This window comes from Ralstonia psammae (assembly GCF_958405935.1).
Lineage (GTDB): Bacteria > Pseudomonadota > Gammaproteobacteria > Burkholderiales > Burkholderiaceae > Ralstonia > Ralstonia psammae.
Genome location: NZ_CATZBU010000005.1, coordinates 13,332 through 36,222 on the forward strand (window position 1 = coordinate 13,332; position 22,891 = coordinate 36,222).

Consider the following 22,891-nt stretch of genomic DNA (forward strand, 5'->3'; position numbering starts at 1 on the left):
TTGAGGATCTCGCCATGGACAAATTGGACAAGCGCCGCATATTCAATGTCGTCAAGTCGCTCTTCACCGGCTTCGATGGACCGCTGGCGCTGATCGTCTTCCTGTTGCTCGGCACGGGATTGATCGCGCTGTACTCGGCCGCCATCGACATGCCGGGCCGGGTGGAAGACCAAGTCCGCAACATCCTGCTGTCGTTCGTGCTGATGTGGATCATCGCCAACCTGCCGCAGCAAACGCTGATGCGCTTTGCGGTGCCGCTCTACACCGTCGGCGTGGCGCTGTTGATTGGCGTGGCGGCGTTCGGGCTCATCCGCAAGGGCGCGCGGCGGTGGCTCAACATCGGCGTGGTGGTACAGCCTTCCGAGATCATGAAGATCGCCATGCCGCTCATGCTCGCGTGGTACTTCCAGAAGCGTGAGGGCGTGATCCACTGGTATGACTATCTGGCGGCAGCCTTGCTGCTGCTGATTCCCGTGGGGTTGATTGCCAAGCAGCCGGACCTGGGCACCGCGCTGCTGGTGCTGGCGGCAGGCATCTACGTGATCTACTTTGCCGGCCTGTCATGGCGGTTGATCGTGCCGGTGCTGGTGATTGCTGTCACGGCGATCACGCTGGTGGTGTCGTTCGAATCGCGCATCTGTGCGCCGGGCGTGAACTGGCCGATCCTGCACGACTACCAGCAACACCGCGTGTGCACGTTGCTCGACCCGACCACCGACCCGCTCGGAAAGGGCTTCCACACCATCCAGTCGATCATTGCCATCGGCTCGGGCGGCGTGACGGGCAAAGGGTGGCTGAAGGGCACGCAAACCCATCTGGAGTTCATTCCCGAGAAGCACACCGACTTCATCTTTGCGGTGTATTCGGAAGAGTTCGGGCTGGTGGGCAACGGTGTCCTGTTGTTTCTGTATCTGCTGCTGATCTTGCGGGGGCTCTTTATTGCGGCCAATGCGGGCACGCTGTTCGGGCGCCTGCTCGCCGGGTCGATCACGCTGATTTTTTTCACCTACGCCTTCGTCAACATGGGCATGGTGAGCGGCATCCTGCCGGTGGTGGGGGTGCCGCTGCCGCTCATCAGTTATGGCGGGACGGCGCTGGTCACGCTGGGCATGGGCATCGGCATCCTGATGAGCATCGCCCGACAGAAACGCTTCGTGCAGACCTGACAAAACGGCCGCCAAGATTCTGGCGGCCGTTTTGTTTTCAGGCGGCGAGGGCTTCTTCGCGCAGCAACCTTCGCAGCACCTTGCCCGTCGCGGTAGCGGGCAGCGCATCATGGAACTTCACGCGCCGCGGCACCTTGTACGGCGCCATGTTGTCGCGCGACCAGGCAATCAACTCTGCTTCCGAGAGCGTCACGCCGCTCATCGGCACCACGTGCGCGCAAACGACCTCGCCTTTGTCGGGATCGGGAATGGGCGTCACGGCCACTTGGCGGATGCCCGGGTGGCGCGACAGCAGCGCTTCGACCTCCTCCGGAAACACGCTGTAGCCCGACACCTTGATCATTTCCTTGATGCGGCCTTGCCACTGCAGGTAGCCGTCGGGCGAAACCTGGCCGATGTCGCCGGTGCGCAGAAAGCCGTTGTGCAGAACGGCGCGCGTGGCCTCGTCGCGCTGCCAGTAGCCGCGGAACACGCCAGGGCTGCGGATCGTGATCTCGCCGGCCTGGCCTGGCGGGAGTTCGGCGCCGGTATGCGGGTCGACAATGCATACCTCAGTCTGCGGGACGATCTTGCCGTGCCAACCCCAGCGCGGCATACCGGCCGGCGTGATGGCGTCGCAAGTGTGGGTTTCCGACAGGCCATAGGCGGCTTCGTAGATGCGGCACTGCGGGCCGGCAAAGGCACGCCACCGCTCGGCAATGGCTTCGGTCAGCGTAACACCGAAGCTGGTGCATGGATTGGCCACCAAGGATTCCATACGGTACTGCGCGGCGTCCGGATGCGCCATGACCGCCAGGTTCATTGGCGTCATGCTGTACCAGCGTGTCACGCGGTAGCGGTCGATGGCCTGCAGCACGGCCAGGGGATCGAACCGATAGAGCAGGATGGTCGTCGCTCCGGAATACAGCATCACGTTCATGCCCATCAGCATGCCGGCGATATGCGACAGCGGCGCCACTGCCAGCATGACGTCGGAGGCGTGGATACCGCTGACCTGCACTGTGACGGCCGTCTTGTACAGCGCGTTGCGGTGCGTGAGCATGGCGCCCTTCGGGCGGCCGGTGGTGCCGGAGGTGTAGACCATCAGCGCGACGTCATCCAGACTCACCTGGATGGCAGCCACGGCGTTGCGCTCGGCCACATCCACGGGCTCAGCCATCAATTGCATCAGGTCGAGCTGCGCGGCACCCGGCTTGTTCTTGAGCGGCGGCGCAGACGAAGCATCGGCGGCAATCAGCTCGGGCGGCACGGCCAGCGCCTTGCGGCACGCAGGCTGCGAGGGCTGCAGATCGGCATAGCGCGTGGTGATGACGGTCGTGACCGACGTGCCCGGCCGCGCGGCCTCAACAATCGGCATCAGATCAGCCGCCGCCACCAGAATCTTGGCGCCGGAATCGGCCAGTTGGTCGCGCAGCTCGTGCTGACGCGACAGCGGCCCGCACGGCACGACGATGCCGCCCAGCTTGGCCGTGGCCAGATGGGCCACGATGGCTTGCGGACAATTGTGCAGAAACAGTGCAACACGATCGCCGCGTGTCACGCCCAGCCGCTGCAACTGCACCGCGAGCCGCGTCGAGGCTTGGTCCAGCTCGCGCCAGCAGATCGTGCGGCCGTACCACAACAGGGCGATGCGCTCGGGCGTCTGCTGCGCATGGTGGGCGCAATACCGGTGCAGCGGCATCTCGCCCGCCAGATAGTTAACCGGTTCGCGGTTCTGGATGGTCATGTGGTGTCTCCTCGGCCGCCGGCATCGCGGGGCGACACATCGGCCGTGATGGCAGCCCTCGTTGCGGGGCGCTCATGCGGGTCAGGGTTCGCGGCATCCATCGTTCAAGTATGGCGAAGCCGTCTGACCACCGCCGCACCGATTTGCGCAAAACCGCGTTCCACCCAAAATTCTGGCCAAACGTGATCTCGCACAAGACGAATCCCACAAAAATCTACCGTTCGGTATAGAGTCTCGGCGCAAATCTGCTGTTGCGTCAATCGGTGAGAAGTCGGATATGCAGCCCTGGCAATGAAACATCGCAAATGCAACCCGCGTCGACATTCTTACATGAGCGTGCGCTCACATTCCAGGATCACTACTAGGCAGTGAATTGCTTGCACCAATATTAAACATTTGCTGTCACGACAGATTTGTTCTATTTTTGACAACAAATCAAATGAGAGGCCGGAATGGATCGTTTGCAGTCGATGCGGGTATTTTCCAAGGTGGTGGAGCTTGGCAGCTTCGCTCGGGCGGCCCAGCATCTGTCGATGAGCAATGCCGTGGTCACGCGCTACGTGGCCGATCTGGAGGCGCATCTCGGTACGCGCCTGCTCAACCGCACCACGCGCAGCCTGTCGCTGACCGACGTGGGCGAAACCTACCTGCAGCGCTGCGCGCAGATCCTGCTCGACATTGACGAGGCGGAATCGCTAGCCACCTCGCGCAGCCAGGCGCTGGTCGGTGGCCTGCGCATCGTCGCCCCGGTGATGTTCGGGCTGCACGTGCTGCCGATGTTGCTCGCGCGCTTCCAGCAGCTCTATCCCGAGGTGACGTTTGACGTGGCGCTGTCCGATCGCCCGATCGACATCGTCGAGGATGGCCGCGACGTCGGCATCATGGTTTCGGAACTCGGCCTGGGTTCGCACCTCGTGGCGCGCCGCATGATCTCCGCCGAGATGGTCATGGCAGCCACCCCCGCCTACCTCCGCCAGCATTCCACACCGCAGCGCGCCGAAGATATTGCCGAGCACCGCGTCATTGCCATGTGGCACCCGCAACTGCGTCACGAGTGGGAGATGAGCACCGCCGACGGCCAGTCGATTTCGGTGCCGGTGCAGCCCTCGCTCGTCACCAGCAATGCCGAACTGATGCACCGCGCCGTGCTCGCCGACATGGGGATCGCGATTCTGTCGTCGTACATGGCGCGGCCGGATCTGGAGTCCGGGCGGCTGGTGCGCGTGCTGCCGCAATACAAGCTGCCGCACCGGTCGCTGTCGCTCGTGTACCCGAGCCGCAAGTTCCTGCCGACCAAGGTACGCACGTTCATCGATTACATGCTGGCCCAGGCGATGGAGGTCAAGCACAGCGAGGCGCGCGCCGGCCGGGGCCTGAGCGAAGCCGCGTAAACGCAAACCGCATCGCCAAAACAAAACGGGAGGACAGCGTCCTCCCGTTTGCGTTGGTGCCTGCGAAAGCGCACTCAGGTTTCGCTGGTGCTTTCTTCGTCAGCCTCGGCTTCAGTGGCTTTCTTGCGCGCCGGCGCCTTTTTGGAGGCCGTCTTGCCTGCGGTCTTGGCCGGCGCCTTCTTGGCAGCAGGCGTCTTGGCCGCGGCCGTCGTCTTCTTCGCCGCGGTCTTGGCGCCGGGCTTGCCCTTGCCTTCGCCGCGCGGCTCGAATTCGAAGCCGATCTTGCCGTCCGGCTGCTTGACCAGGAACGCCTTGAAGTTGCGGCCCGTGCGCGCCGACTTGAAGCCGGTCAGCAGGTCGGTCTTGCCCTCGCTCAACAGCTTGGCCAACTGCTCGCGGCTGATCTCCTGCTGCAGGATGATTTTGCCGGTGGTGAAGTCACAGGTCTTCGGCTGCGCCACGGCGTTCTCGCACACGTACTTCAGGCCGTGCTCGTAGACGCTGCCGTTGCACTTCGGGCAGTGGCCGACGCTTTCCTGGCCGGAGAAATCGACCGGCTCGCCATCGTCTTCGTCGTTCTGGCCGAAGTCGAACTCCATCTTCCAGTGACCGTCTTCCTGCGCCAGCTTGAGGATGGCTGCAAACGGCCGGCCCATCTTGCTGCGGAAGCCCTGCAGCGGGCCGATGGTCTTGTTGATCAGCAGCTCTTCCACCTCGTCCAGCTCGAACTGGCGCCCGCCCGGGATCTTGCTGATCGAGAAATCGCAGTGGCTGCAGGCGAAGCGGCGGTAGTTTTCTTTGACGACGTGGCCACATTGCGGGCACGGCGTGGCCAGCGTCGCATAGTCGCCGGGGATGGTGTCGCTGTCGTATTCCTTGGCGCGTTTGACAATCTGCTGCGTCATCTGCGCAATCTCGCGCATGAATTCGTCGCGCTCCAGTTGGCCGCGTTCGATCAGCGAAAGCTTGTGTTCCCAGCCACCGGTCAATTCGGCCTGCGTCAGTTCTTCCACGCCCAGGCCCCGCAGCAGCGTCATCAGCTGAAACGCTTTGGCAGTCGGAATCAGCTCGCGCCCTTCGCGCACGAGGTACTTTTCCGTCAGCAGACCTTCGATGATGGCTGCACGCGTGGCTGGCGTGCCCAGCCCCTTGCCTGCCATGGCTTCGCGCAGCGCATCGTCGTCGACCAGCTTACCGGCGCCTTCCATGGCGGAGAGCAGCGTCGCTTCGTTGTAGCGTGCGGGCGGCTTGGTGGTGAGGCCGACCGGCTCGACTTTGTCCGTCTTGACCTTCTCGTCCTTGGCGACGGGCACCAGGTTGGCATCTTCGCCCTGCGCCTCGCGGCCGTACACGACCAGCCAGCCCGGGTTCACCAGGACCTTCCCTTCGGTCTTGAAGTGATGCCCGGCCACCTCGGTAATCCGCGTAGTGACCTGGTATTCGGCCGCCGGGAAGAACACCGCCAGGAAGCGGCGCACCACCAGGTCGTACAGCTTCTGCTCCGGCTCCGACAGGTTCTTCGGTGCCTGCAGCGTCGGGATGATGGCGAAGTGATCGCTGATCTTGCTGTTGTCGAAGATCCGCTTGTTCGGCTTGACCCACTGGTTGGCCAGGATCTTCTTCGCGTGCGTCAGATAGTTGGGCGAGCTTTCACCCAGCATGTCCAGCGTCTGCTTGACCGTGCCCATGTAGTCTTCGGGCAGCGCGCGCGAATCGGTACGCGGGTAGGTCAGCACCTTGTGCTTTTCATACAGCGCCTGCGCCAGGCCCAGCGTGTTCTTGGCCGAGAAGCCGAAGCGCCCGTTGGCCTCGCGCTGCAGGCTGGTCAGGTCGAACAGCGCCGGCGACATCTGCGTCGACGGCTTCGATTCTTCCGTCACCGAACCGGGCTTGTCGCGACACGCAGCAACGATGCTCTTGGCTTCGGCCTCGCTCCACAGGCGCGAATCGCGCTGCTCGGGGTCGAACTCGTTCTTCTTGAACTTCGGGTCGAACCAGCGGCCTTCGTACAGGCCGGCCGCGGCGATGAATTCGGCGCGCACTTCCCAGTAGTCACGCGGGACGAAGCGTTTGATCTTCTCTTCGCGCTCCACCACGATCGATAGCGTAGGCGTTTGCACGCGGCCCACAGTGGTCAGGAAGAAGCCGCCGCCCTTGCTGTTGAACGCGGTCATGGCGCGCGTGCCATTGATACCGACCAGCCAGTCGGCCTCGGAGCGGCAGCGTGCAGCGTCCGCCAGCGGCATCATGTCCTCATTGCTGCGCAGCTTGCCAAAGCCATCGCGGATAGACTGCGGCGTCATCGACTGCAGCCACAGGCGCTTCACCGGCAGCTTGGTATTCGCGTGCTGGGCGATCAGGCGGAAGATCAATTCACCTTCGCGCCCCGCGTCACAGGCGTTGATCAGGCCGGTCACGTCCTTGCGCTTGATCAGGCGCGTCAGCACCTTCAGGCGCGATTCCGACTTGGCGATCGGGCGCAGATCGAAATGCGGCGGGATCACCGGCAGATGGGCGAAGCTCCATTTCCCGCGCTTGACTTCGTATTCGTCGGGGGCAGCAATCTCGACCAAGTGGCCAACCGCCGACGAGAGGACGTATTCGTCGCTCTCAAAGTACTCGTCGTGCTTGGTGAAGCCACCCAGCGCGCGCGCGATATCAGCGGCGACCGACGGTTTTTCGGCAATGATGAGAGCCTTGGACATGTGAGCGGATCCTGGCGATCGCAAGTGATCGGGTAAAGAAGAAGTCGCTTTTCTATAGCGACCGTTCGCGTGTTTTTTTTAGAGTCTTATGGCAACGCCTGCCGACTTCAAGTGCCGCGGGCGCTTGTCAGCGTGCCCGTTTGGGGGCCGTCAATCACCAGTCGACCCCAAATTTGGCCGCCAATCATAAGCGCGGTTCCTTTTCAGGCGCAATAGAGTGGCGCATGCATCTCTTCATGTTGTCAAGGCCCGCGATCACGCCGATTCCAGCAGCCAGCCTCGCAAGTCCGGGGCCGCTGGCACTGCGAGAGCAACGCCCAGATCACGCGAAAGCAATCCCTCAACAACGCCCGCGTGTGGCAAGACAGGGCCGAAAAACAACACATCGCTCCCACGCTGCACCAGCAGGGTCGGAAAGTTTTCCACGTCGAAATCGCCCAGCGCATCGGCATGGTCCTCCACATCGACCCAGACGAAGCAGCACTCCGGATGCCGCGCCGCGAGTTCAGTGAAGGTCTTGCGATAGCTGCGGCACGTGCCGCACCACTCGGCGCACAGGCACGCCACCAGCAGTTGCTCGGCGCGGATGCGCGCGTGCAGCGTGGCGGCGTCAGTGTCGGGCGAGAGCAGTGGCATGAAAACGGAGCTGAGCGATCAGCCGGGTGACGAAGGGGTCGCGCCTATTGTAGGCACGCTTTCACGGAAGCCGCAGGAAGCGTCCGCCGGGCTGACGCTCAATGCGGCCATCCAGCTCCAGTGCCAGAAGCTGTGCGGACAGCGCGGCAGCAGCTTGGCCGGTGCGCTCACACAAGGTATCCAGATCGACGGGATCAAAGCCGAGCGCGTCGAGCAATAGGGTTTCTGCCGCACTTGGCGTCGCACGCGCGACCGGAACCGGCGCGGCGGACGCCTCGACCGTGGCGGCACGCGTCGCGCGTTTGGCCGGCGCAGCAGCACGCCCCCAACCGAGTTCGTCGAGGATATCGGCGGCGGTTTCCACCAGCTTGGCGCCTTGCTTGATCAGCAGATGGCAGCCCTTGGCCAGCGGCGAATGGATCGACCCGGGAATCGCAAACACATCGCGCCCTTGCTCGGCCGCCAGCCGCGCAGTGATGAGCGAGCCGGACTGCGCAGCCGCTTCCACCACCAGCAGCCCGCGCGCCAAACCCGAGATCAGGCGATTGCGGCGCGGAAAGTTCTCAGCGCGTGCGCCCATGCCCAGCGGGTATTCGGAGATGATGACGCCCGCCTCGGCAATGCGATGCGCCAGCGCCCGGTTACGGGCCGGGTAAACAATATCCAGCCCCGTACCCACGACTGCGATGGTGCTGCCGGGGCCAGCCAGCGCGCCTTCATGCGCCGCCGCATCGATGCCGAGCGCCAAGCCTGACACGACCGTCACGCTCGCCGCCGACAGCGCTTGGGAAAACGCCCGCGCGTTGTCGATGCCGGCCGCCGTGGCGCTGCGCGCGCCCACCACGCCCACCGCTGCTGCACGCAGCAGCGAGGCATCGCCCTTGGTGTACAGCAAGGTCGGCGGGTCCGGCAGTTCGAGCAGGCGAGGCGGGTAGCCACGATCGGCCAGCGTGAAGATGGCGTTGCCAGGCTCGCTCACCCAGGCGACGGTGCGCTCGATCAGTGCTGCAAGCGCTTCGTCGGGCTCGGCGAGCACCGCGCGCGCTTGCCGCTCCGGCAGCACCTTGGCGAGCGCGGCATACGGCTGGACGAAAATGTCTTGCGGCAACCCGAAGGCCGCCAGCAACTGCCGCGCGGCGACGGGCCCGACGCCGGGGGTCTCAGTCAGACGCAACCACGCAGCCAGTTCGGCCGGATCGCGCGTGCAAGAGAGGGAAGCAGTGGAATCGGCCGCGGCGGGCGCCGCGACCTGGGAGGCGTCGGTCAAATCGAGGACTGCGGTAGCGCGTAGGTCAGGGTTGCGGCGACATCGGGTTGCTGACGCTGTCGCCCACTTCCACGGCGTTCGATGCGTCCGTCACCAGCGCATAGGCCACGTGCGGGAACACGCGGAACACGAAGGCCAGGCCGTAACGCTCGGCGGGCAGTTGCACGGTCTCGTTGCCGGCCGTCGCGTCCTTCACGACGGCGCCAGCGCGCGCCAGCGAAAGCACGTGACCCGGCTCAAGCCCCTGCTGGCTACCGATGTTCAGCACAACCACCTGGTCGGTGCCGCCAAAGCGCACGCCACCGGTCACCTTGGCGACCGCGCCGTGCACGTCGCCTTCCGGTGCATGCGGCATATAGCGCACCGGCACGCGCGGTGGCAGTGGCATCAGTTGCGAGCCGACGCCCATTTCTTCCTTGGACGACAGCACTTCCATCTTGGTCACCGCCTGCGGGCCGGTGGCCGCGCGCACCACCCGCAGTGTGCCGAGGAAGTCTGCTTCATAGCCGAGCAGGTTGCCGGTCACCGGATCCTTGAGCGGCCGGACCGGGCGATACGCCTGCCATTCGGTGCCGGCCTGGCCACCTTCGCCTTCCGGGAGACCGCGAGCGTAGGCGTTCTCGCCCCTGCCCAGATAGACGCGGCCTTCGGGCAGCGAGAAGATGCGCGCCGGCGTGGCCAGCGTTTTCTCATCCACCACGATCGGCTGCGTCAGGAACGGCTCAATGGCGGCGGATGGAATGCTGGAGATGGCGTCACCATCCTGCCCCGACACGCGGGTATGCGGCGACAGGCGCACCGTACTGCCATCCGCCGACGCCGGCGAACTCGACAGCCAGGCGCGGCCATTGGCATGATGCAGATACAGGATCTGGCCCGGATAGATCAGATGCGGGTTGCGGATCTGCTCGCGGTTCATGCCCCACAGTTCGGGCCAGCGATAGGGCCGCTTGAGGTATTTGCCCGAGATTGCCCACAGCGTGTCGCCACGGCGCACGGTGTACTGCGCGGGCGCAGTGGCGGACAGTTCGGATTCGGGGATGCCCGCTTGGGCAGCCGTCGCGGCCTGCGCCTGTTGTGCCGGCGTCACAGTGCGCTCGGCTGCGTGCGCGGCGCCCATGCAGAAAAGCGCTGCCGCGGCAACCGCCGATAGGGCGCAAACGTAAGGCTGGCGCGCTTTCGTGGCAGTTTGCATGGCGGGCTGAGAGAGCATCGGTGTGTTACGATGGCGCATTATTCTATGAAGAATCGGCGAGTGGTCCGCGTGCCTGTTCGACGCCTCACCGCCGCAGCTGTACGCAGTTCTGCGCTGCAGCAAGAGGGGTATGGCATCCAACATTCGTCAGGCTTTTTCCTAAGCCATGTGGCGGATAGCGCCCCCGATTCTGCATGACATTCCAAGCGATCGCAATTGAAGGCAACCCCTCGTTAGCGTGGCCTTCTGCAACCGTTGTTGCCAAGCATCATGGCCCTACTGAATATCCTGCAATACCCTGATCCGCGGCTGCACAAAGTCGCCAAACCGGTCGCCGCCGTGGATGACCGCATCCGCAAACTGGTGGCCGACATGGCCGAGACCATGTACGAGGCGCCGGGCGTTGGCCTGGCCGCCACGCAGGTCGACGTGCACGAGCGCGTGATCACCATCGACGTGTCGGAGTCGCGCGACGAGCTGCGCGTGTTCATCAACCCCGAGATCATCTGGGCGAGTGACGAGCACAAGGTCTGGGACGAAGGCTGCCTGTCGGTGCCCGATATCTATGACAAGGTCGACCGCCCGGCCCGCGTGCGCGTACGCGCACTGAACGAGAAAGGCGAAACCTTCGAGCTGGAGGCCGACGACCTGCTGGCGGTGTGCATCCAGCATGAGATGGATCACCTGATGGGCAAGGTCTTCGTCGAATACCTCTCGCCGCTCAAGCAAACGCGCATCCGCTCCAAGCTCAAGAAGCACCAACGCGACGCGGCGCCCCAGCGTTGAACGTGTTCCCATGCCTGCCGATGCCGACGCGCACCCTCGCTCCATCCCGCTGATGCCGATCGCTCCCGCTGACGCAGGCACGAACGCCAGCCCGCGCCGCCTGCCTGCGCTGCTGGTGCGGCATTGGCGTGCCGTCGTCGTGCTGATGCTGTGCGCGTATTTTGTCGCGGGCACGTTCTGGCGTGCACCGTGGAAGGCCGACGAGCCCTATTCGTTTGGCATCGTCGTCAACATCATCGAGCGCGGCGACTGGGTCGTCCCCAACGTCGCCTTCGAGCCGTTCGTCGAAAAGCCGCCGCTGATGTACTGGACGGGCGCGCTGACCGCGCTGGCGCTGCCCGACATGCCGCCGCACGAAGCCGTGCGCGTGGCCGTACTGTTCTGGATGGCGCTGACGTGCTGGGCGGTCTGGCGCACGGCGCGCCTGCTGCGCAGCGAAGCGCGCGACTGGCGCTTGCGCGTCGGCGCAGACCTCGCGCGCGGACGGCCCGGACTGACGCTGGCCGCACGTCGCGAAGCCGGCCTCGACGCCGGCGGGGCGGCGCTGCGCGACTATGCACTCGGCGCGCTGCTGCTGTTTGCCGGCTGCATCGGGCTGGTCGAGCATGTCCACAAGTTCATTGCCGATGTCCCGCAACTGGCCGGCACGGCGATCGCGCTGTACGGCCTCGTGCGCTTCGTCAAAGAAAGCGAAACCGGGGGCGCAAAGGGCGTCGACGTGCTGCGCCCCGCACTGTGGTTCGGGACGGGCATCGGGGTCGCGTTTCTGGGCAAGGGCGTGCTCGTGCCGGGGCTGTTCGCGATCACCCTGCTGGCGGCGATCGCACTGTTGCCGGATTTCCGCAACCGCCAGGCATGGCGCTTCTATGGCCTCTCGGTGCTGGTTGCGCTGCCCTGGCTGGTGATCTGGCCGGCCATCTTCTGGCGCGAATCGCCGGACCTGTTCATCGAATGGTTCTGGGTCAATAACCTGGGCCGCTTCTTCGGCTTCTCACATCTGGGCGGCGAGAAAGGGGCGTTGACGACGACCATCCGATCGATCTTCCTGACCGGCACGCCCGCGGTATGGCCAGCGCTGGCCGTGCTGGGCGTGTCGCTGTACAAGCTCGTGCGGCAACGTGGGCACGGGGTGCGTACGGCGTGGCTGTTGCCGTATCAGGGGCACCTGGTCGTTGCGCTGTTCGTGCTGGCGACGATTGCCGTGGTACTGCGCTCGGCCGTGCTGCGCGATGTGTATCTGATGCCGCTGCAACCCGCGCTGGCCTTGCTGGGTGCGCCGATGCTGCTGCTGATTGCACCCGCTTGGCGTGCGCGTGCATGGGGCGCGGCGGTGGCGTTGTTTGGGGTGCTCGGGCTGGTGGTCTGGGCCGTGTGGGGCGCGCTCGTTACCAGTGGCGGGCAATTGCTGCCGGGCTGGCTGGCCAAAATGCTGGGCCGCGTGCTGCCGTTGCCGTATGAAATGCTGATCCACCCGGTCGCCGTGTTGGCGGCAGGAGGCATCACGGTACTGTGGGCGATCTGCGTGTGGCTGCGGCCGGCGCGCTCGGGCGTGGTGGCATGGGCGGCGGGCCTGGGTATGGTGTGGGGCCTGCTCGGCACCCTGCTGATGCCGTGGGTGGACGACGCCCGCAGCTACCGTCCGCTGTTCCAGGCGATCAAGCCGGTGCTCGAATCTGCGCAGATCTGCGTGGCCACGCGTGGCATGGGCGAAAGCGAGCGCGCGCTGATGCACTACGAAACGGGCGTGCGCCCCGTCAAATGGCTGCTGGGCCACAGCGGCGCCGGCGACGATCACCGCCCCAACCCGACCGCACGTACCTGCGACCTGATACTGGTGCTCGAGAAACGGCCGGAACACGCTCGACGCCGCCCCCACGGCAACAACTGGGAAATGGTGTGGCGCGGCAGCCGCCCGGGCGACACCAACGAAACCTTCTCGCTGTTCCAGCGGCGCAGCAATGGCGTGTCCGAGGCGCTGCCGTCGCCCGAGCCCATCGTGCCGCTGACCGACACCCCGCATCGCGGCCGTCGTTGAGCCCAATGCGCTACGCTGTCGTGTAGCGCGCTTCCCCTCGTTTTCGGTTTCCATCCATGACGTCCACCCTTCGCGTAGCGTTCGCCGGCACGCCTGAATTTGCGCAGATTGCCCTGGCGGCGATCCACCAGGCCGGCTTTCCCGTCGTTGCCGTGCTGAGCCAGCCGGATCGCCCGGCCGGGCGCGGCATGCAATTGCAGTCGAGCCCCGTCAAGCAGTACGCCGTGACGCAGGGGTTCGCGCCGATCCTCCAGCCGCCGTCGCTGCGTCGGACGGGCAAGTATCCACAGGAAGCCGCAGAAGCCATCGCCGCCCTGGCCGCCACCCGCCCCGACGTGATGGTCGTTGCCGCCTATGGCCTGATCCTGCCGCAGGAAGTACTCGACCTGCCGCGCTTTGGCTGCATCAACATCCACGCGTCGCTGCTGCCGCGCTGGCGTGGCGCCGCGCCCATCCATCGCGCTGTCGAAGCGGGCGATGCCGAATCGGGCATCACGCTCATGCAGATGGATGCGGGCCTGGACACCGGCGACATGATTGCCATGGAGCGCGTGCCCATCGGCCTGACAGACACGACCGGCACGCTGCACGACACGCTGGCCGCGCTGGGCGGACGCATGGTGGTGGAGGCGCTCGCCAGGTTGACGCAAGACGGCAAGCTGGACGCTACGCCGCAGCCGGCCGAAGGCGTCACGTATGCAGAGAAAATCGCCAAGGACGAAGCCGCGCTCGACTGGTCGCGCCACGCCGCCGCGCTGCTGCGCCAGGTGCATGCGTTCAATCCGTTTCCCGGCGCATCGGCTGCGCTGGATGGGGTGACGATCAAGTTCTGGCAAGCGGAAGCGCTAGCCGACCGGCCCGCAGATGTCGAACCCGGCACGGTGCTCGCCGCGGGCACCAACGGCATCACCATCGCCTGCGGCGCCGGCGCGCTGCGCGTGACCCAGTTGCAGAAGCCGGGCGGCAAGCGCCTGCCCGCACGCGAATTCCTGCAGAGCCTGGCAATCCAGCCGGGCCAGCGCTTCGCGTCGCGCGGCTAACCGCCCTATCTATATAGAAGAGGATTTCGCCATGACCGCGCTAGGCATCGTCAATCTGCCGCTCTTCATGCTGGCTGTGTTTCTGCTGAATGTGACGCCAGGGCCCGACACGGCGTATATCGTCGGGCGCAGCGTTTCGCAAGGACGGGCGGCGGGGCTGCTGTCGGCGCTGGGCGTCTCGGCGGGCTGCTGCGTGCACGTGCTGGCGGTAGCCTTCGGGCTGACGGCGCTGCTGGCGACATCCACCGTGGCGTTCACGGTCATCAAGGTGGTAGGCGCGGCGTACCTGATCTACCTGGGCGGCCGCATGTTGCTGGCGCCGCCCGAACGCGACGACGCCCCGGTCGACGAAGCGAAAATCCTCGCCGCCAAGCGCGCGCGTCCGCTCAAGTCGCTGTTCACGCAGGGTTTTCTTACCAACGTGCTGAATCCGAAGGTCGTGCTGTTCTTCCTGTCGTTCTTCCCGCAGTTCGTCGATCCGCACGCCGGCCACAAGGCGCTGGCATTCCTGGCGCTGGGTGCGGTGTTCATCGTCATGTCGACGATCTGGAACAGCTTGGTGGCGTGGGTGGCTGCCAGCGTCACGCGCAGCGTGGCGGGCAACCCGGGCATCAAGCGTTGGCTCGACCGGGTGGTCGGCACCGCGTTCATCGGCCTGGGCGCGCGGCTGGCGTTCACCACCCGTTGATGCGTCAAGCGTCATCTGCGGCGAAATATCGCGCAAGTACCGCGCAAACCCTTGAATTTTCAGCGATTATCTCGATCTAACCAACTCACAAAACCCGAGACCCACAGGAGCCACGCCCCCATGTTCAACTGGATCAAGACCTTCATGCTGATGGCAGCGATCACCGCGCTGTTCATCGTCATCGGCGGCATGATCGGCGGACGCAGCGGGATGATGCTGGCGCTGCTGTTCGCGCTGGGCATGAATTTCTTCTCGTACTGGTTCTCCGACAAGCTGGTCCTGCGCATGTACAACGCCCAGGAAGTCAACGAGACCAGCGCGCCACAGTTCTATCGGATGGTGCACGAGCTTGCCGGCCGCGCCGGCCTGCCCATGCCGCGCGTCTACCTGATCGACGAAGCGCAGCCCAACGCCTTCGCCACCGGCCGCAACCCCGAGCACGCCGCCGTTGCGGCCACGACCGGCATCCTCAATATCCTGTCGGAACGCGAGCTGCGCGGCGTGATGGCCCACGAACTGGCGCACGTGCAACACCGCGACATCCTGATCTCGACCATCTCGGCGACGATGGCCGGTGCGATCTCGGCGCTGGCCAACTTTGCCGTGTTCTTTGGCGGGCGCGACAGCGAAGGCCGTCCGGCCAACCCGATCGCCGGGATTGCGGTGGCGATCCTGGCGCCGCTGGCGGCAGCCATGATCCAGATGGCGATTTCCCGCGCGCGTGAGTTCGAAGCCGACCGCGGGGGCGCGACCATCAGCGGCGACCCGCAGGCGCTGGCCTCAGCGCTGGACAAGATCCACCGCTATGCGGCCGGCATTCCGTTTGCCGCTGCCGAAGCCCACCCGGCCACCGCGCAAATGATGATCATGAACCCGCTGCACGGCGGCGGCCTGGCCAACCTGTTCAGCACCCACCCGGCCACGGAGGAGCGCATCGCGCGCCTGATGCAGATGGCGCAGACGGGGCAATATCCGACGTAAAAGCGGCAGCCCGGCCGGGCGCTTCCTTTATACTTCCGCAGTCCGCACGAGCCCGCCCATCGCGGGCTCGTTGCATTTTGTTCGCCTGCTTTCCTGCTGCCCGATGCGCCTGCCGCCCGATTCCCTCGCCCACGCCTTGTCGCTTGCCGCTGTTGCACTGGGCAAGCTGCGGCAGGGCACGGCTTTGCCCCAAGCCATCGATGCCGCGTGCCAGGGCCAGCCCGCACCGGTGCGGGGCGCCGTACAGGATCTCGCGTACCGCGCCACGCGCTGGCTTGGCAGCACCGACTGGCTGATCCGCACGCTGATCCCGCGCCCGCCCGCCGAAGGCGCCGCCAACCTGCTGCACGTAGCGCTCGCGCAATTGCTGGACGATCCGCTGCCATACGCGCCGTTCACCGTCGTCAATCAGACCGTCACGGCCGCCTCGGCCGACCCGAAGCTTTCGCACGGCAAGGGCATGATCAACGGCGTGCTGCGTCGCTTCCTGCGCGAGCAAACTGCGCTGGTCGCAGATATGCAGGCGGATCCGTCGGCCGCCACCAACTACCCGATGTGGTGGATCGACGCCGTACGCAACGCCTATCCCGACGCGTGGCAAACCATCTTGGCAGCCGGCAACCGCCGCCCACCGATGGTGCTGCGCGTGAACCCCCGCCGCATTGCCCTCGACGCGTATCTCGCTCGCCTGGCCGAAGCCGGCATCGACGCCGAGCGCATCGGCGAACAGGCCATACGCCTTGCGCGCGCCCTCCCCGTTTCCGAACTGCCGGGTTTTGTCGAAGGCGATGTCTCCGTGCAGGACGCGGGTGCGCAACTGGCCGCAACGCTGCTCGACGTGGCGCCCGGGCAACGCGTGCTGGACGCCTGCGCCGCACCTGGCGGCAAGACCGGGCATGTGCTCGAGCTGGCAGACCACCTGGACGTGACGGCGCTTGAGTCGGATGCCGCGCGCGCCGTGCGTATCAGCGAAAACCTCGCGCGCTTGCACCAAACCGCGACCGTCTGCATCGGCGACGCGGCCAAACCCGACACCTGGTGGGACGGCCAGCCGTTCGACCGCATCCTGGCCGATGTGCCGTGCTCGGCCGCCGGCATCGTGCGACGCCATCCGGACATCCGTTGGCTGCGTCGGCCGGCCGACCTCAAGGCGCTGGCCGGCCTGCAGCGAGACATCGTGCGCGCCCTCTGGGCATGCCTGAAGCCGGGTGGCAAGCTGGTTTATGTCACCTGTTCGATTTTCCCGACGGAAGGTGAGGACCAGGCCCGATGGTTTGAACGCCATCTGGAAGATGCGATACGATTGCACGCGCCCGGCCAGTTGCTGCCGGTCTCGCCCGACGCAGCGCAGGCCAGCAGATTCACCGCCGGCGCGTCGCCCCTGCCGCTCGATCACGACGGCTTCTTTTACGCGGTTTTCCAGAAACGGCCCTGATGCACCGACCGTTGTGACTGTCATCCTTCGCCCATCGATCCGGCTGCTGCAATCCCGGTTCCGGCAGATTCTGCAACGGCTGGTCGTATTGGGCATGCTGTTCCTGTGGTGGCCCGTCACGGCGCCCGCACAGTCCATCGAAATCAACCGAGCCCAGCTCGAATACGCCGACGGCGGCTGGAACCTCTCGGCCGATTTCGATTTCGATCTGCCCAGCAACCTCGAAGACGCGGTCAACAAGGGGATCGCGCTCTACTTCCTCGTCGAATTCGAACTGATCCGCCCGCGCTGGTATTGGTTTGACGACCATGCCATCAGCGCCACGCGCGTGGTGCGGCTGTCGTACCACCCGCTCACGCGCCAGTACCGCGTATCGACCGGCGGCCTGCAGGTGCCGTTCTCGCGTCTGAAAGACGCTGTCGATTTCATGCAGCACGTGCGTGGTTGGCGCGTGTTCGAGCAGCGCGCCGTCAAGGCCGGCGAAACCGTGCAGGCCGAAGTGCGCATGCGCCTGGACGTGACGCAGCTGCCCAAGCCGTTCCAGATCAACGCTGTCAACACGCGCGACTGGAATCTCAGCTCCGAATGGAAGCGCTTCAGCCTGCTGGTGCCGAATGAGCCGCCGCCGGCGCCCGCGCCCGCGCCTGTTGCGCCACCGGCCACCGCACCGGCATCCTCGCCGCCGGCTTCCGGCGCGTCGGGCCTGTCGCCCAATCCTGGCTGGGGCATGAGCGCCGGCCCGTCCAGCGCAGGCCCGCTGCTGGCACCCGCCAAATGATCTTCGATCGCAGCTATAAGCGGCTGCTCTATCAGGTGGTGGCGGGCACCATCGTCTTTCTGGCGATCGTGCTGGTGGGGCTGCTGGCTGCCGCCTCGGCCAACACCGAGTTCTTCGACCGGTATTTCACCCTGCTCTACAAGGTCAACCTCGTCATCGGGGTGCTGCTGGTGGTGATCATCGGCGGGCTGATGCTGGCGCTGGCGCTACGCGCGCGGCGCGGCAAGTTCGGCACGCGGTTGATGACCAAGCTTGCCGTGTTTTTCGGCGTGGTGGGTGTGCTGCCGGGGGTGCTGATCTATCTGGTGTCGCTGCAGTTCGTGTCGCGCAGCATCGAGTCGTGGTTCGACGTGAAGGTCGAATCGGCGCTGGAGGCGGGCCTGAACCTCGGCCGCTCCACCATGGACACCGCGCTGGCCGATCTGCAGAACAAGGGCCGCCTGATCGCGGAGCAGGTGGGCGATGGGTCCGCCTCGGCCACGGCCATCACGCTCAATCGATTGCGCGAGCAGTTCGGCGTACAGGAGGCCACCATCTTCACGGCCAGTGGCCGCGTGATCGCCACCGCGTCAAACACCTACGACACGCTCGTCCCGAGCCTGCCCGACCAAGCTGTGCTCGAACAGGCCCGCACACCGGGCGGCTATGCCAGCCTGGAAGGCGGCAGCGATACCGAAACCGATAGCGCCTCCGCGCCGGCCGCCTCAGCACCTGCGACACCTGCGACACGCAACACCGGCCGCCGCAGTGATCTGTACCAACTGCATGTGGTGGTGGCGCTGGGCACGTCGTCCCGCGAAGAGCCGGGTCTCGGGCTGGGCACGCCGGCGCGCAAGTGGGCCGGCACCGGTTTGCTGGCAGACCGCCGGCCGGAAGATGGCAGCAGCACCTCGCGCGGCTTCGGCCTGATCGGCGAGAGCGGCCGCGACGAACGCTTCCTGCAGCTCGTGCAACCGGTGCCGCAGGCGCTTGCGCGCAATGCCGACGCCGTCCAGCGCGCCTATCAGGAATACCAGGAGAAAGCGCTCGGCCGCACGGGCCTGCGCAAGATGTACATCGGCACCCTCACGCTCACGCTGTTCCTGGCGGTGTTCATCGCGGTGATGCTCGCGCTGCTGCTCGGTGCGCAGCTGGCACGGCCGCTGCTAATGCTGCTCCAAGGCACGCGCGAAGTGGCCGAGGGCGATCTCTCGCCCAAGCGGGAACTGAATACGCGTGACGAACTGGGTGTGCTCACCCAACAGTTCAACCAGATGACGCGGCAGCTGGCCGACGCACGCCGCGCCGTGGAGCAAAACCGCGCGGCACTCGAGCAATCGAAGGCCTATCTTGAGAGCGTGCTGACCAACCTGACCGCGGGCGTCTTCGTGTTCGACCATCGCTTTGTGCTGCTGACTGCCAACCCGGGTGCCGAGCGCATCTTCAAACAGCCTTTCGGCGCGTGGGTCGGCCAGGGGCTGACCAGCATCACGCCGGTGGCCGCGTTCGCCCCCGTGGTCGAACAGGCCTTCGCCGAACAAGACGCGAGCACAGCCGCCGGCGGCGCAGCAGCCCATTGGCAGAAGCAGGTCGAGATTCCGCTCGAAGACGAAGACGAACCCCTCACGCTACTGGTGCGCGGCACGCGCCTGCCCGGCCCATCGACGGGCACGCACGGCACCGAGCGCGGCTACGTGGTGGTGTTCGACGATATCTCCGACGTGATCTCGGCGCAGCGCTCGGTCGCGTGGGGCGAGGTCGCGCGGCGCCTCGCGCACGAGATCAAGAATCCGCTTACGCCCATCCAGCTCTCGGCCGAGCGCCTGGAGATGAAGCTATCGCCCAAGCTGTCGGACGCCGACGCCGACGTGCTGCGGCGCGGCGCCACCACCATCGTCAACCAGGTGGCGGCGATGAAGCGCATGGTCGATGACTTCCGCGACTACGCCCGAACGCCGCCGGCCATGCTGCAGGAGCTGGACCTCAACGCGCTTGCCGCCGAGGTGCTGCACCTGTACGGCATCGATCACCCTGACCGCCGCGATCACCCCGTCATCGAGGCCAAGCTGGGCGACAATCTGCCGCTCATCAAGGGCGACCCGACGCAGTTGCGCCAGGTCATCCATAACCTGCTGCAGAATGCGCAGGATGCCGTGGCCGATAATGAAGCGGCCGGGCGACCCGCTCCACATGTCATGTTGCAAACTGACACGGTAGAATACGACGACGCCTCGGGCGCGCGGCGGCAGGCCGTGCGGCTTGCGATCGCGGACAACGGCGGCGGGTTCTCTTCCCGCATCCTCAACCGCGCCTTCGAGCCGTACGTCACGACCAAAGCCAAGGGCACGGGATTGGGCTTGGCCATGGTGAAGAAAATCATGGACGAGCACGGGGCGCGCATCGAATTGCGCAACCGCCAATCCAGCACAACATCGGGCACATCGGGTACCGACACCGTCGGCGCCCAGGTTTCCATACTGTTCGTAAAACTCGCGTAGCGCGGACGGCAATCCCGCCGCACATAGAGGAAAAGCATGGCCACCATCCTCGTTGTCGACGACGAAATGGGTATCCGGGAGTTGCTCTCCGAAATCCTCGGAGACGAAGGGCACGTTGTTGAAGTCGCCGAGAACGCGCAGCGCGCGCGCGAATACCGCGCGAACGCAACGCCCGACCTCGTCCTGCTCGATATCTGGATGCCGGATACCGACGGCGTGACGCTGCTCAAAGAATGGGCGTCGCAAGGTCTGCTGACCATGCCCGTCATCATGATGTCGGGCCACGCCACCATCGACACCGCCGTCGAGGCGACCAAGATCGGCGCGCTGAATTTCCTGGAGAAGCCCATCGCACTGCAGAAGCTGCTGACGGCGGTGGAGCAGGGCCTGTCGCGCAGCAAGGAAAAGCCGCGCGCGGCGACACCGGCTGCCGCACCGGCGGCGGGACTCGCAGGCGCCGTGCCCAACGCCGCAGTGGCGGGTACGCCTGCCGCGCTCGATCGCACCGATATCAATGGCGTGCCGACCCGCGCAGCCGAAGGCGGCGGCATGCAGTTCTCGTTCGACATGCCGCTGCGCGAAGCGCGCGACCTGTTTGAGCGCGCCTACTTCGAATACCACCTGCAGCGTGAAGGCGGCAGCATGACGCGCGTGGCAGAAAAGACCGGCCTGGAGCGGACCCACCTGTACCGCAAGCTCAAGCAGCTGGGCGTCGAACTGTCGCGCAACAAGGGCGAACCGGCCGCCTGACCATCAAAAGTGCTCGGAGGTGCTTGACGACAGGGCACTCACCCTGTCATACTTGCCTTTCTTTGCTTGGCCCGGTAGCTCAGTTGGTAGAGCAGCGGATTGAAAATCCGCGTGTCGGTGGTTCGATTCCGCCCCAGGCCACCAAAATTCTTCGCACTTCAAGATCGATCGATTTTGCAGGGCAACAAAAAAGACCTCTTCGCGAGGTCTTTTTTCATTTCTGCGGCGCCATTCCTGCGCGCTCACCATCTCCCTGTTTGCCGCACCAGCCGCGGATCTGCGGCGCAGTGTCGCACTCACAAAAAATGTGCCAGAGGCTCTTGACGCAGCGCAGCTTAGGGTATACCTAGCGACGCAAACTGCGCCAAACTGTCGCAGGTCTCGGTATAGTGACTCAACGCTATCAAGCGGCAAGCACAAGGAGATTCTCCATGGCACTCGTTGGCACCGGTCACCACCACTTTCATTTCCACGCTTTCGACGGCATCAGCCGCAAGACGCGGTTGACGTGGTTGCGCAATGCCGCAGCGCTGACGTGTTTGATGGCCTTGATCGCGGCCATGTGGGTGGGCGGCAATTTGTCGGCATTGATGCACACGCCCCTGATGAGCGGAGTTTCGTCGCTGGGCGCGGTAATGATTCTGGCCTGCACTAGCATGGCGCTGAGCCTGCTCGGCCTGATCGCCGCCGGCTTCTTCCAGCTCCGCATGGAACAGCTCGACACACCGGCAACCTGAGACACACGCATCACATACACAACGGAGGCTTCGGCCTCCGTTTTTGTTTGCCTGGCACGGCCGCACTCCCTGAGATGCGGCCGTTTTGCTTGCGTGCACCGCCCCGAGGGTGAACCCGGCCTTGACTCAACTGTTTCAGTTTCGTAGTTTACGAAACAGTTGAATCATCACGATCACCTCATGACGTTCGATGGGCTTATGCAGACGCTGCGCGACCGCGCCGGCGATCTGTCTCCGCAATTGCAGCGCGCCGCTATGCTGCTTGAGACGCACCAGCGCGACATCGCCCTGCTCTCGATGCGGGATCTGGCGCGCCGCTGCGATCTGCCGCCGGCCACGTTCTCGCGCCTGGCACGCGCGCTGGGCTTTGAGGACTTTGCCGCGCTGCGCGACATCTGCGTGAGCCACCTGCGCCAGCAGGCCGACGGGTTTGCCGGCCGCGCCAGCGCGCTTGAAGGCAACGATGCCGCAGGTGCATCGGAGGCCGAGCGCATCGGCATGGCCATCGGCGCGCACGTGCAGACGGCATTTTCACCGGCCAACCTTAGGACGCTGGACACCGTGGCCGCCGCCCTCTGCAAGGCGCGCCGGGTCTATCTGCTGGGCGCGCGCAGTTGCTTGGCGCTGACGCATGCATTCGGTTACGCCGCCCAGCTGTTCGACGACAAGGTCACGCTCTGCGCTGGCAGCGGCAACACGCTGGCCGACCCGCTGCGTTTTTGCGGCGAGGGTGACATCGTGGTGGCCGTCACGTTCGATCCATACACGCGCGAGGTCATCGAGGCGATGCAGTACGCTCATGCGCGCGGTGCGCGCCTCGTGTACGTGACCGACAGCGCGATCGCCCCCGGCGCTGAGCTGGCGTGGCAGCAGCTCGTCGCGCCTGTCGTCATCCCGTCGTTCTTCCATTCGCTGGCCGCACCGCTGGCGCTGCTCGATGCGCTGCTGATGACATGGTTCCGCCACGCCGGTCCAACCGCGCTCGCCCACCTGGCCGACAGCGACGCCCAGCTCAAGCAACAAGCCGCCTACGTGCGCAACGCCCGCCGCAGTGAAGCGGCTGTCGCCGTGCCGCCCACGCAACGTTGACCCCTCCCG

18 protein-coding genes and 1 tRNA gene are annotated in these 22,891 nt (G+C 65.4%); 14 read left to right on the plus strand and 5 right to left on the minus strand.

Annotated features, from left to right (window positions below; translation table 11 throughout):
• Positions 1-14 precede the first annotated feature (14 nt).
• On the plus strand, positions 15-1,166 hold the full coding sequence (gene rodA, locus R2N16_RS12170; RefSeq protein ID WP_428984122.1) for a rod shape-determining protein RodA: 1,152 nt from the start codon (positions 15-17) through the stop codon (positions 1,164-1,166).
• A 37-nt stretch (positions 1,167-1,203) separates the two neighbouring features.
• Here the strand turns inward: rodA and R2N16_RS12175 are convergent, their stop codons facing one another.
• Positions 1,204-2,892, minus strand: coding sequence for an AMP-binding protein (locus R2N16_RS12175; RefSeq protein WP_316665954.1), 1,689 nt, complete (start codon positions 2,890-2,892; stop codon positions 1,204-1,206).
• A gap of 452 nt (positions 2,893-3,344) precedes the next feature.
• Between R2N16_RS12175 and R2N16_RS12180 the strand changes: the two genes are divergently transcribed.
• A complete protein-coding gene (locus R2N16_RS12180; protein WP_024977062.1) occupies positions 3,345-4,283 on the plus strand; it encodes a LysR family transcriptional regulator in 939 nt (312 codons plus the stop codon).
• 74 nt (positions 4,284-4,357) lie between these two features.
• On the opposite strand, the gene R2N16_RS12185 is transcribed toward R2N16_RS12180, so the two are convergent.
• From R2N16_RS12185 to R2N16_RS12200, 4 genes are all read right to left on the minus strand, one after another.
• Complete coding sequence (locus tag R2N16_RS12185) at positions 4,358-6,988, minus strand: DNA topoisomerase III (RefSeq protein WP_316665955.1); 2,631 nt, start codon at positions 6,986-6,988, stop codon at positions 4,358-4,360.
• A 255-nt stretch (positions 6,989-7,243) separates the two neighbouring features.
• Positions 7,244-7,624 (minus strand): thioredoxin family protein, encoded by a 381-nt coding sequence (locus R2N16_RS12190; protein ID WP_316665956.1) that lies wholly within the window; start codon positions 7,622-7,624, stop codon positions 7,244-7,246.
• Positions 7,625-7,685: 61 nt separating this feature from the next.
• The gene (gene dprA / locus R2N16_RS12195) at positions 7,686-8,891 is read right to left on the minus strand and encodes a DNA-processing protein DprA (RefSeq protein ID WP_316665957.1); all 1,206 of its coding nucleotides are present in this window, start codon (positions 8,889-8,891) and stop codon (positions 7,686-7,688) included.
• 25 nt (positions 8,892-8,916) lie between these two features.
• The gene (locus R2N16_RS12200; RefSeq protein ID WP_316666327.1) at positions 8,917-10,104 is read right to left on the minus strand and encodes a LysM peptidoglycan-binding domain-containing protein; all 1,188 of its coding nucleotides are present in this window, start codon (positions 10,102-10,104) and stop codon (positions 8,917-8,919) included.
• Positions 10,105-10,356: 252 nt separating this feature from the next.
• Between R2N16_RS12200 and def the strand changes: the two genes are divergently transcribed.
• The 12 genes from def (at position 10,357) to R2N16_RS12260 (ending at position 22,882) form a co-directional block, all read left to right on the plus strand.
• The gene (gene def / locus R2N16_RS12205; protein WP_316665958.1) at positions 10,357-10,872 is read left to right on the plus strand and encodes a peptide deformylase; all 516 of its coding nucleotides are present in this window, start codon (positions 10,357-10,359) and stop codon (positions 10,870-10,872) included.
• A 10-nt stretch (positions 10,873-10,882) separates the two neighbouring features.
• Positions 10,883-12,907 (plus strand): ArnT family glycosyltransferase, encoded by a 2,025-nt coding sequence (locus R2N16_RS12210; RefSeq protein ID WP_316665959.1) that lies wholly within the window; start codon positions 10,883-10,885, stop codon positions 12,905-12,907.
• A 56-nt stretch (positions 12,908-12,963) separates the two neighbouring features.
• Complete coding sequence (gene fmt / locus R2N16_RS12215) at positions 12,964-13,947, plus strand: methionyl-tRNA formyltransferase (protein ID WP_316665960.1); 984 nt, start codon at positions 12,964-12,966, stop codon at positions 13,945-13,947.
• A 31-nt stretch (positions 13,948-13,978) separates the two neighbouring features.
• Complete coding sequence (locus R2N16_RS12220; RefSeq protein WP_316665961.1) at positions 13,979-14,635, plus strand: LysE family translocator; 657 nt, start codon at positions 13,979-13,981, stop codon at positions 14,633-14,635.
• Positions 14,636-14,755: 120 nt separating this feature from the next.
• Positions 14,756-15,616, plus strand: coding sequence for a zinc metalloprotease HtpX (gene htpX, locus R2N16_RS12225; RefSeq protein WP_316665962.1), 861 nt, complete (start codon positions 14,756-14,758; stop codon positions 15,614-15,616).
• A gap of 103 nt (positions 15,617-15,719) precedes the next feature.
• Positions 15,720-17,051, plus strand: coding sequence for a 16S rRNA (cytosine(967)-C(5))-methyltransferase RsmB (rsmB, locus tag R2N16_RS12230; RefSeq protein WP_316665963.1), 1,332 nt, complete (start codon positions 15,720-15,722; stop codon positions 17,049-17,051).
• A 13-nt stretch (positions 17,052-17,064) separates the two neighbouring features.
• Entirely contained in the window at positions 17,065-17,829 is a 765-nt protein-coding gene (locus R2N16_RS12235) for a DUF4390 domain-containing protein (protein WP_316665964.1), read from the plus strand.
• On the plus strand, positions 17,826-20,306 hold the full coding sequence (locus tag R2N16_RS12240; RefSeq protein WP_316665965.1) for a sensor histidine kinase: 2,481 nt from the start codon (positions 17,826-17,828) through the stop codon (positions 20,304-20,306). The genes R2N16_RS12235 and R2N16_RS12240 overlap by 4 nt, the downstream gene beginning before the upstream one ends.
• A gap of 36 nt (positions 20,307-20,342) precedes the next feature.
• On the plus strand, positions 20,343-21,056 hold the full coding sequence (locus R2N16_RS12245) for a response regulator (protein WP_316665966.1): 714 nt from the start codon (positions 20,343-20,345) through the stop codon (positions 21,054-21,056).
• Between the two features lie 68 nt (positions 21,057-21,124).
• A tRNA-Phe gene (locus R2N16_RS12250) sits at positions 21,125-21,200 on the plus strand.
• Positions 21,201-21,487: 287 nt separating this feature from the next.
• Entirely contained in the window at positions 21,488-21,793 is a 306-nt protein-coding gene (locus tag R2N16_RS12255; RefSeq protein WP_316665967.1) for a hypothetical protein, read from the plus strand.
• A 180-nt stretch (positions 21,794-21,973) separates the two neighbouring features.
• Positions 21,974-22,882 (plus strand): MurR/RpiR family transcriptional regulator, encoded by a 909-nt coding sequence (locus R2N16_RS12260; protein ID WP_316665968.1) that lies wholly within the window; start codon positions 21,974-21,976, stop codon positions 22,880-22,882.
• Positions 22,883-22,891 lie beyond the last annotated feature (9 nt).

Coding starts and splice junctions, on each gene's coding strand:
- rodA (WP_428984122.1), top strand. CDS start 15: ATGGACAAATTGGACAAGCGCCGCATATTCAATGTCGTCAAGTCGCTC.
- R2N16_RS12175 (WP_316665954.1), bottom strand. CDS start 2,892: ATGACCATCCAGAACCGCGAACCGGTTAACTATCTGGCGGGCGAGATG.
- R2N16_RS12180 (WP_024977062.1), top strand. CDS start 3,345: ATGGATCGTTTGCAGTCGATGCGGGTATTTTCCAAGGTGGTGGAGCTT.
- R2N16_RS12185 (WP_316665955.1), bottom strand. CDS start 6,988: ATGTCCAAGGCTCTCATCATTGCCGAAAAACCGTCGGTCGCCGCTGAT.
- R2N16_RS12190 (WP_316665956.1), bottom strand. CDS start 7,624: ATGCCACTGCTCTCGCCCGACACTGACGCCGCCACGCTGCACGCGCGC.
- R2N16_RS12200 (WP_316666327.1), bottom strand. CDS start 10,104: ATGCTCTCTCAGCCCGCCATGCAAACTGCCACGAAAGCGCGCCAGCCT.
- def (WP_316665958.1), top strand. CDS start 10,357: ATGGCCCTACTGAATATCCTGCAATACCCTGATCCGCGGCTGCACAAA.
- R2N16_RS12210 (WP_316665959.1), top strand. CDS start 10,883: ATGCCTGCCGATGCCGACGCGCACCCTCGCTCCATCCCGCTGATGCCG.
- fmt (WP_316665960.1), top strand. CDS start 12,964: ATGACGTCCACCCTTCGCGTAGCGTTCGCCGGCACGCCTGAATTTGCG.
- R2N16_RS12220 (WP_316665961.1), top strand. CDS start 13,979: ATGACCGCGCTAGGCATCGTCAATCTGCCGCTCTTCATGCTGGCTGTG.
- htpX (WP_316665962.1), top strand. CDS start 14,756: ATGTTCAACTGGATCAAGACCTTCATGCTGATGGCAGCGATCACCGCG.
- rsmB (WP_316665963.1), top strand. CDS start 15,720: ATGCGCCTGCCGCCCGATTCCCTCGCCCACGCCTTGTCGCTTGCCGCT.
- R2N16_RS12240 (WP_316665965.1), top strand. CDS start 17,826: ATGATCTTCGATCGCAGCTATAAGCGGCTGCTCTATCAGGTGGTGGCG.
- R2N16_RS12245 (WP_316665966.1), top strand. CDS start 20,343: ATGGCCACCATCCTCGTTGTCGACGACGAAATGGGTATCCGGGAGTTG.
- R2N16_RS12255 (WP_316665967.1), top strand. CDS start 21,488: ATGGCACTCGTTGGCACCGGTCACCACCACTTTCATTTCCACGCTTTC.
- R2N16_RS12260 (WP_316665968.1), top strand. CDS start 21,974: ATGACGTTCGATGGGCTTATGCAGACGCTGCGCGACCGCGCCGGCGAT.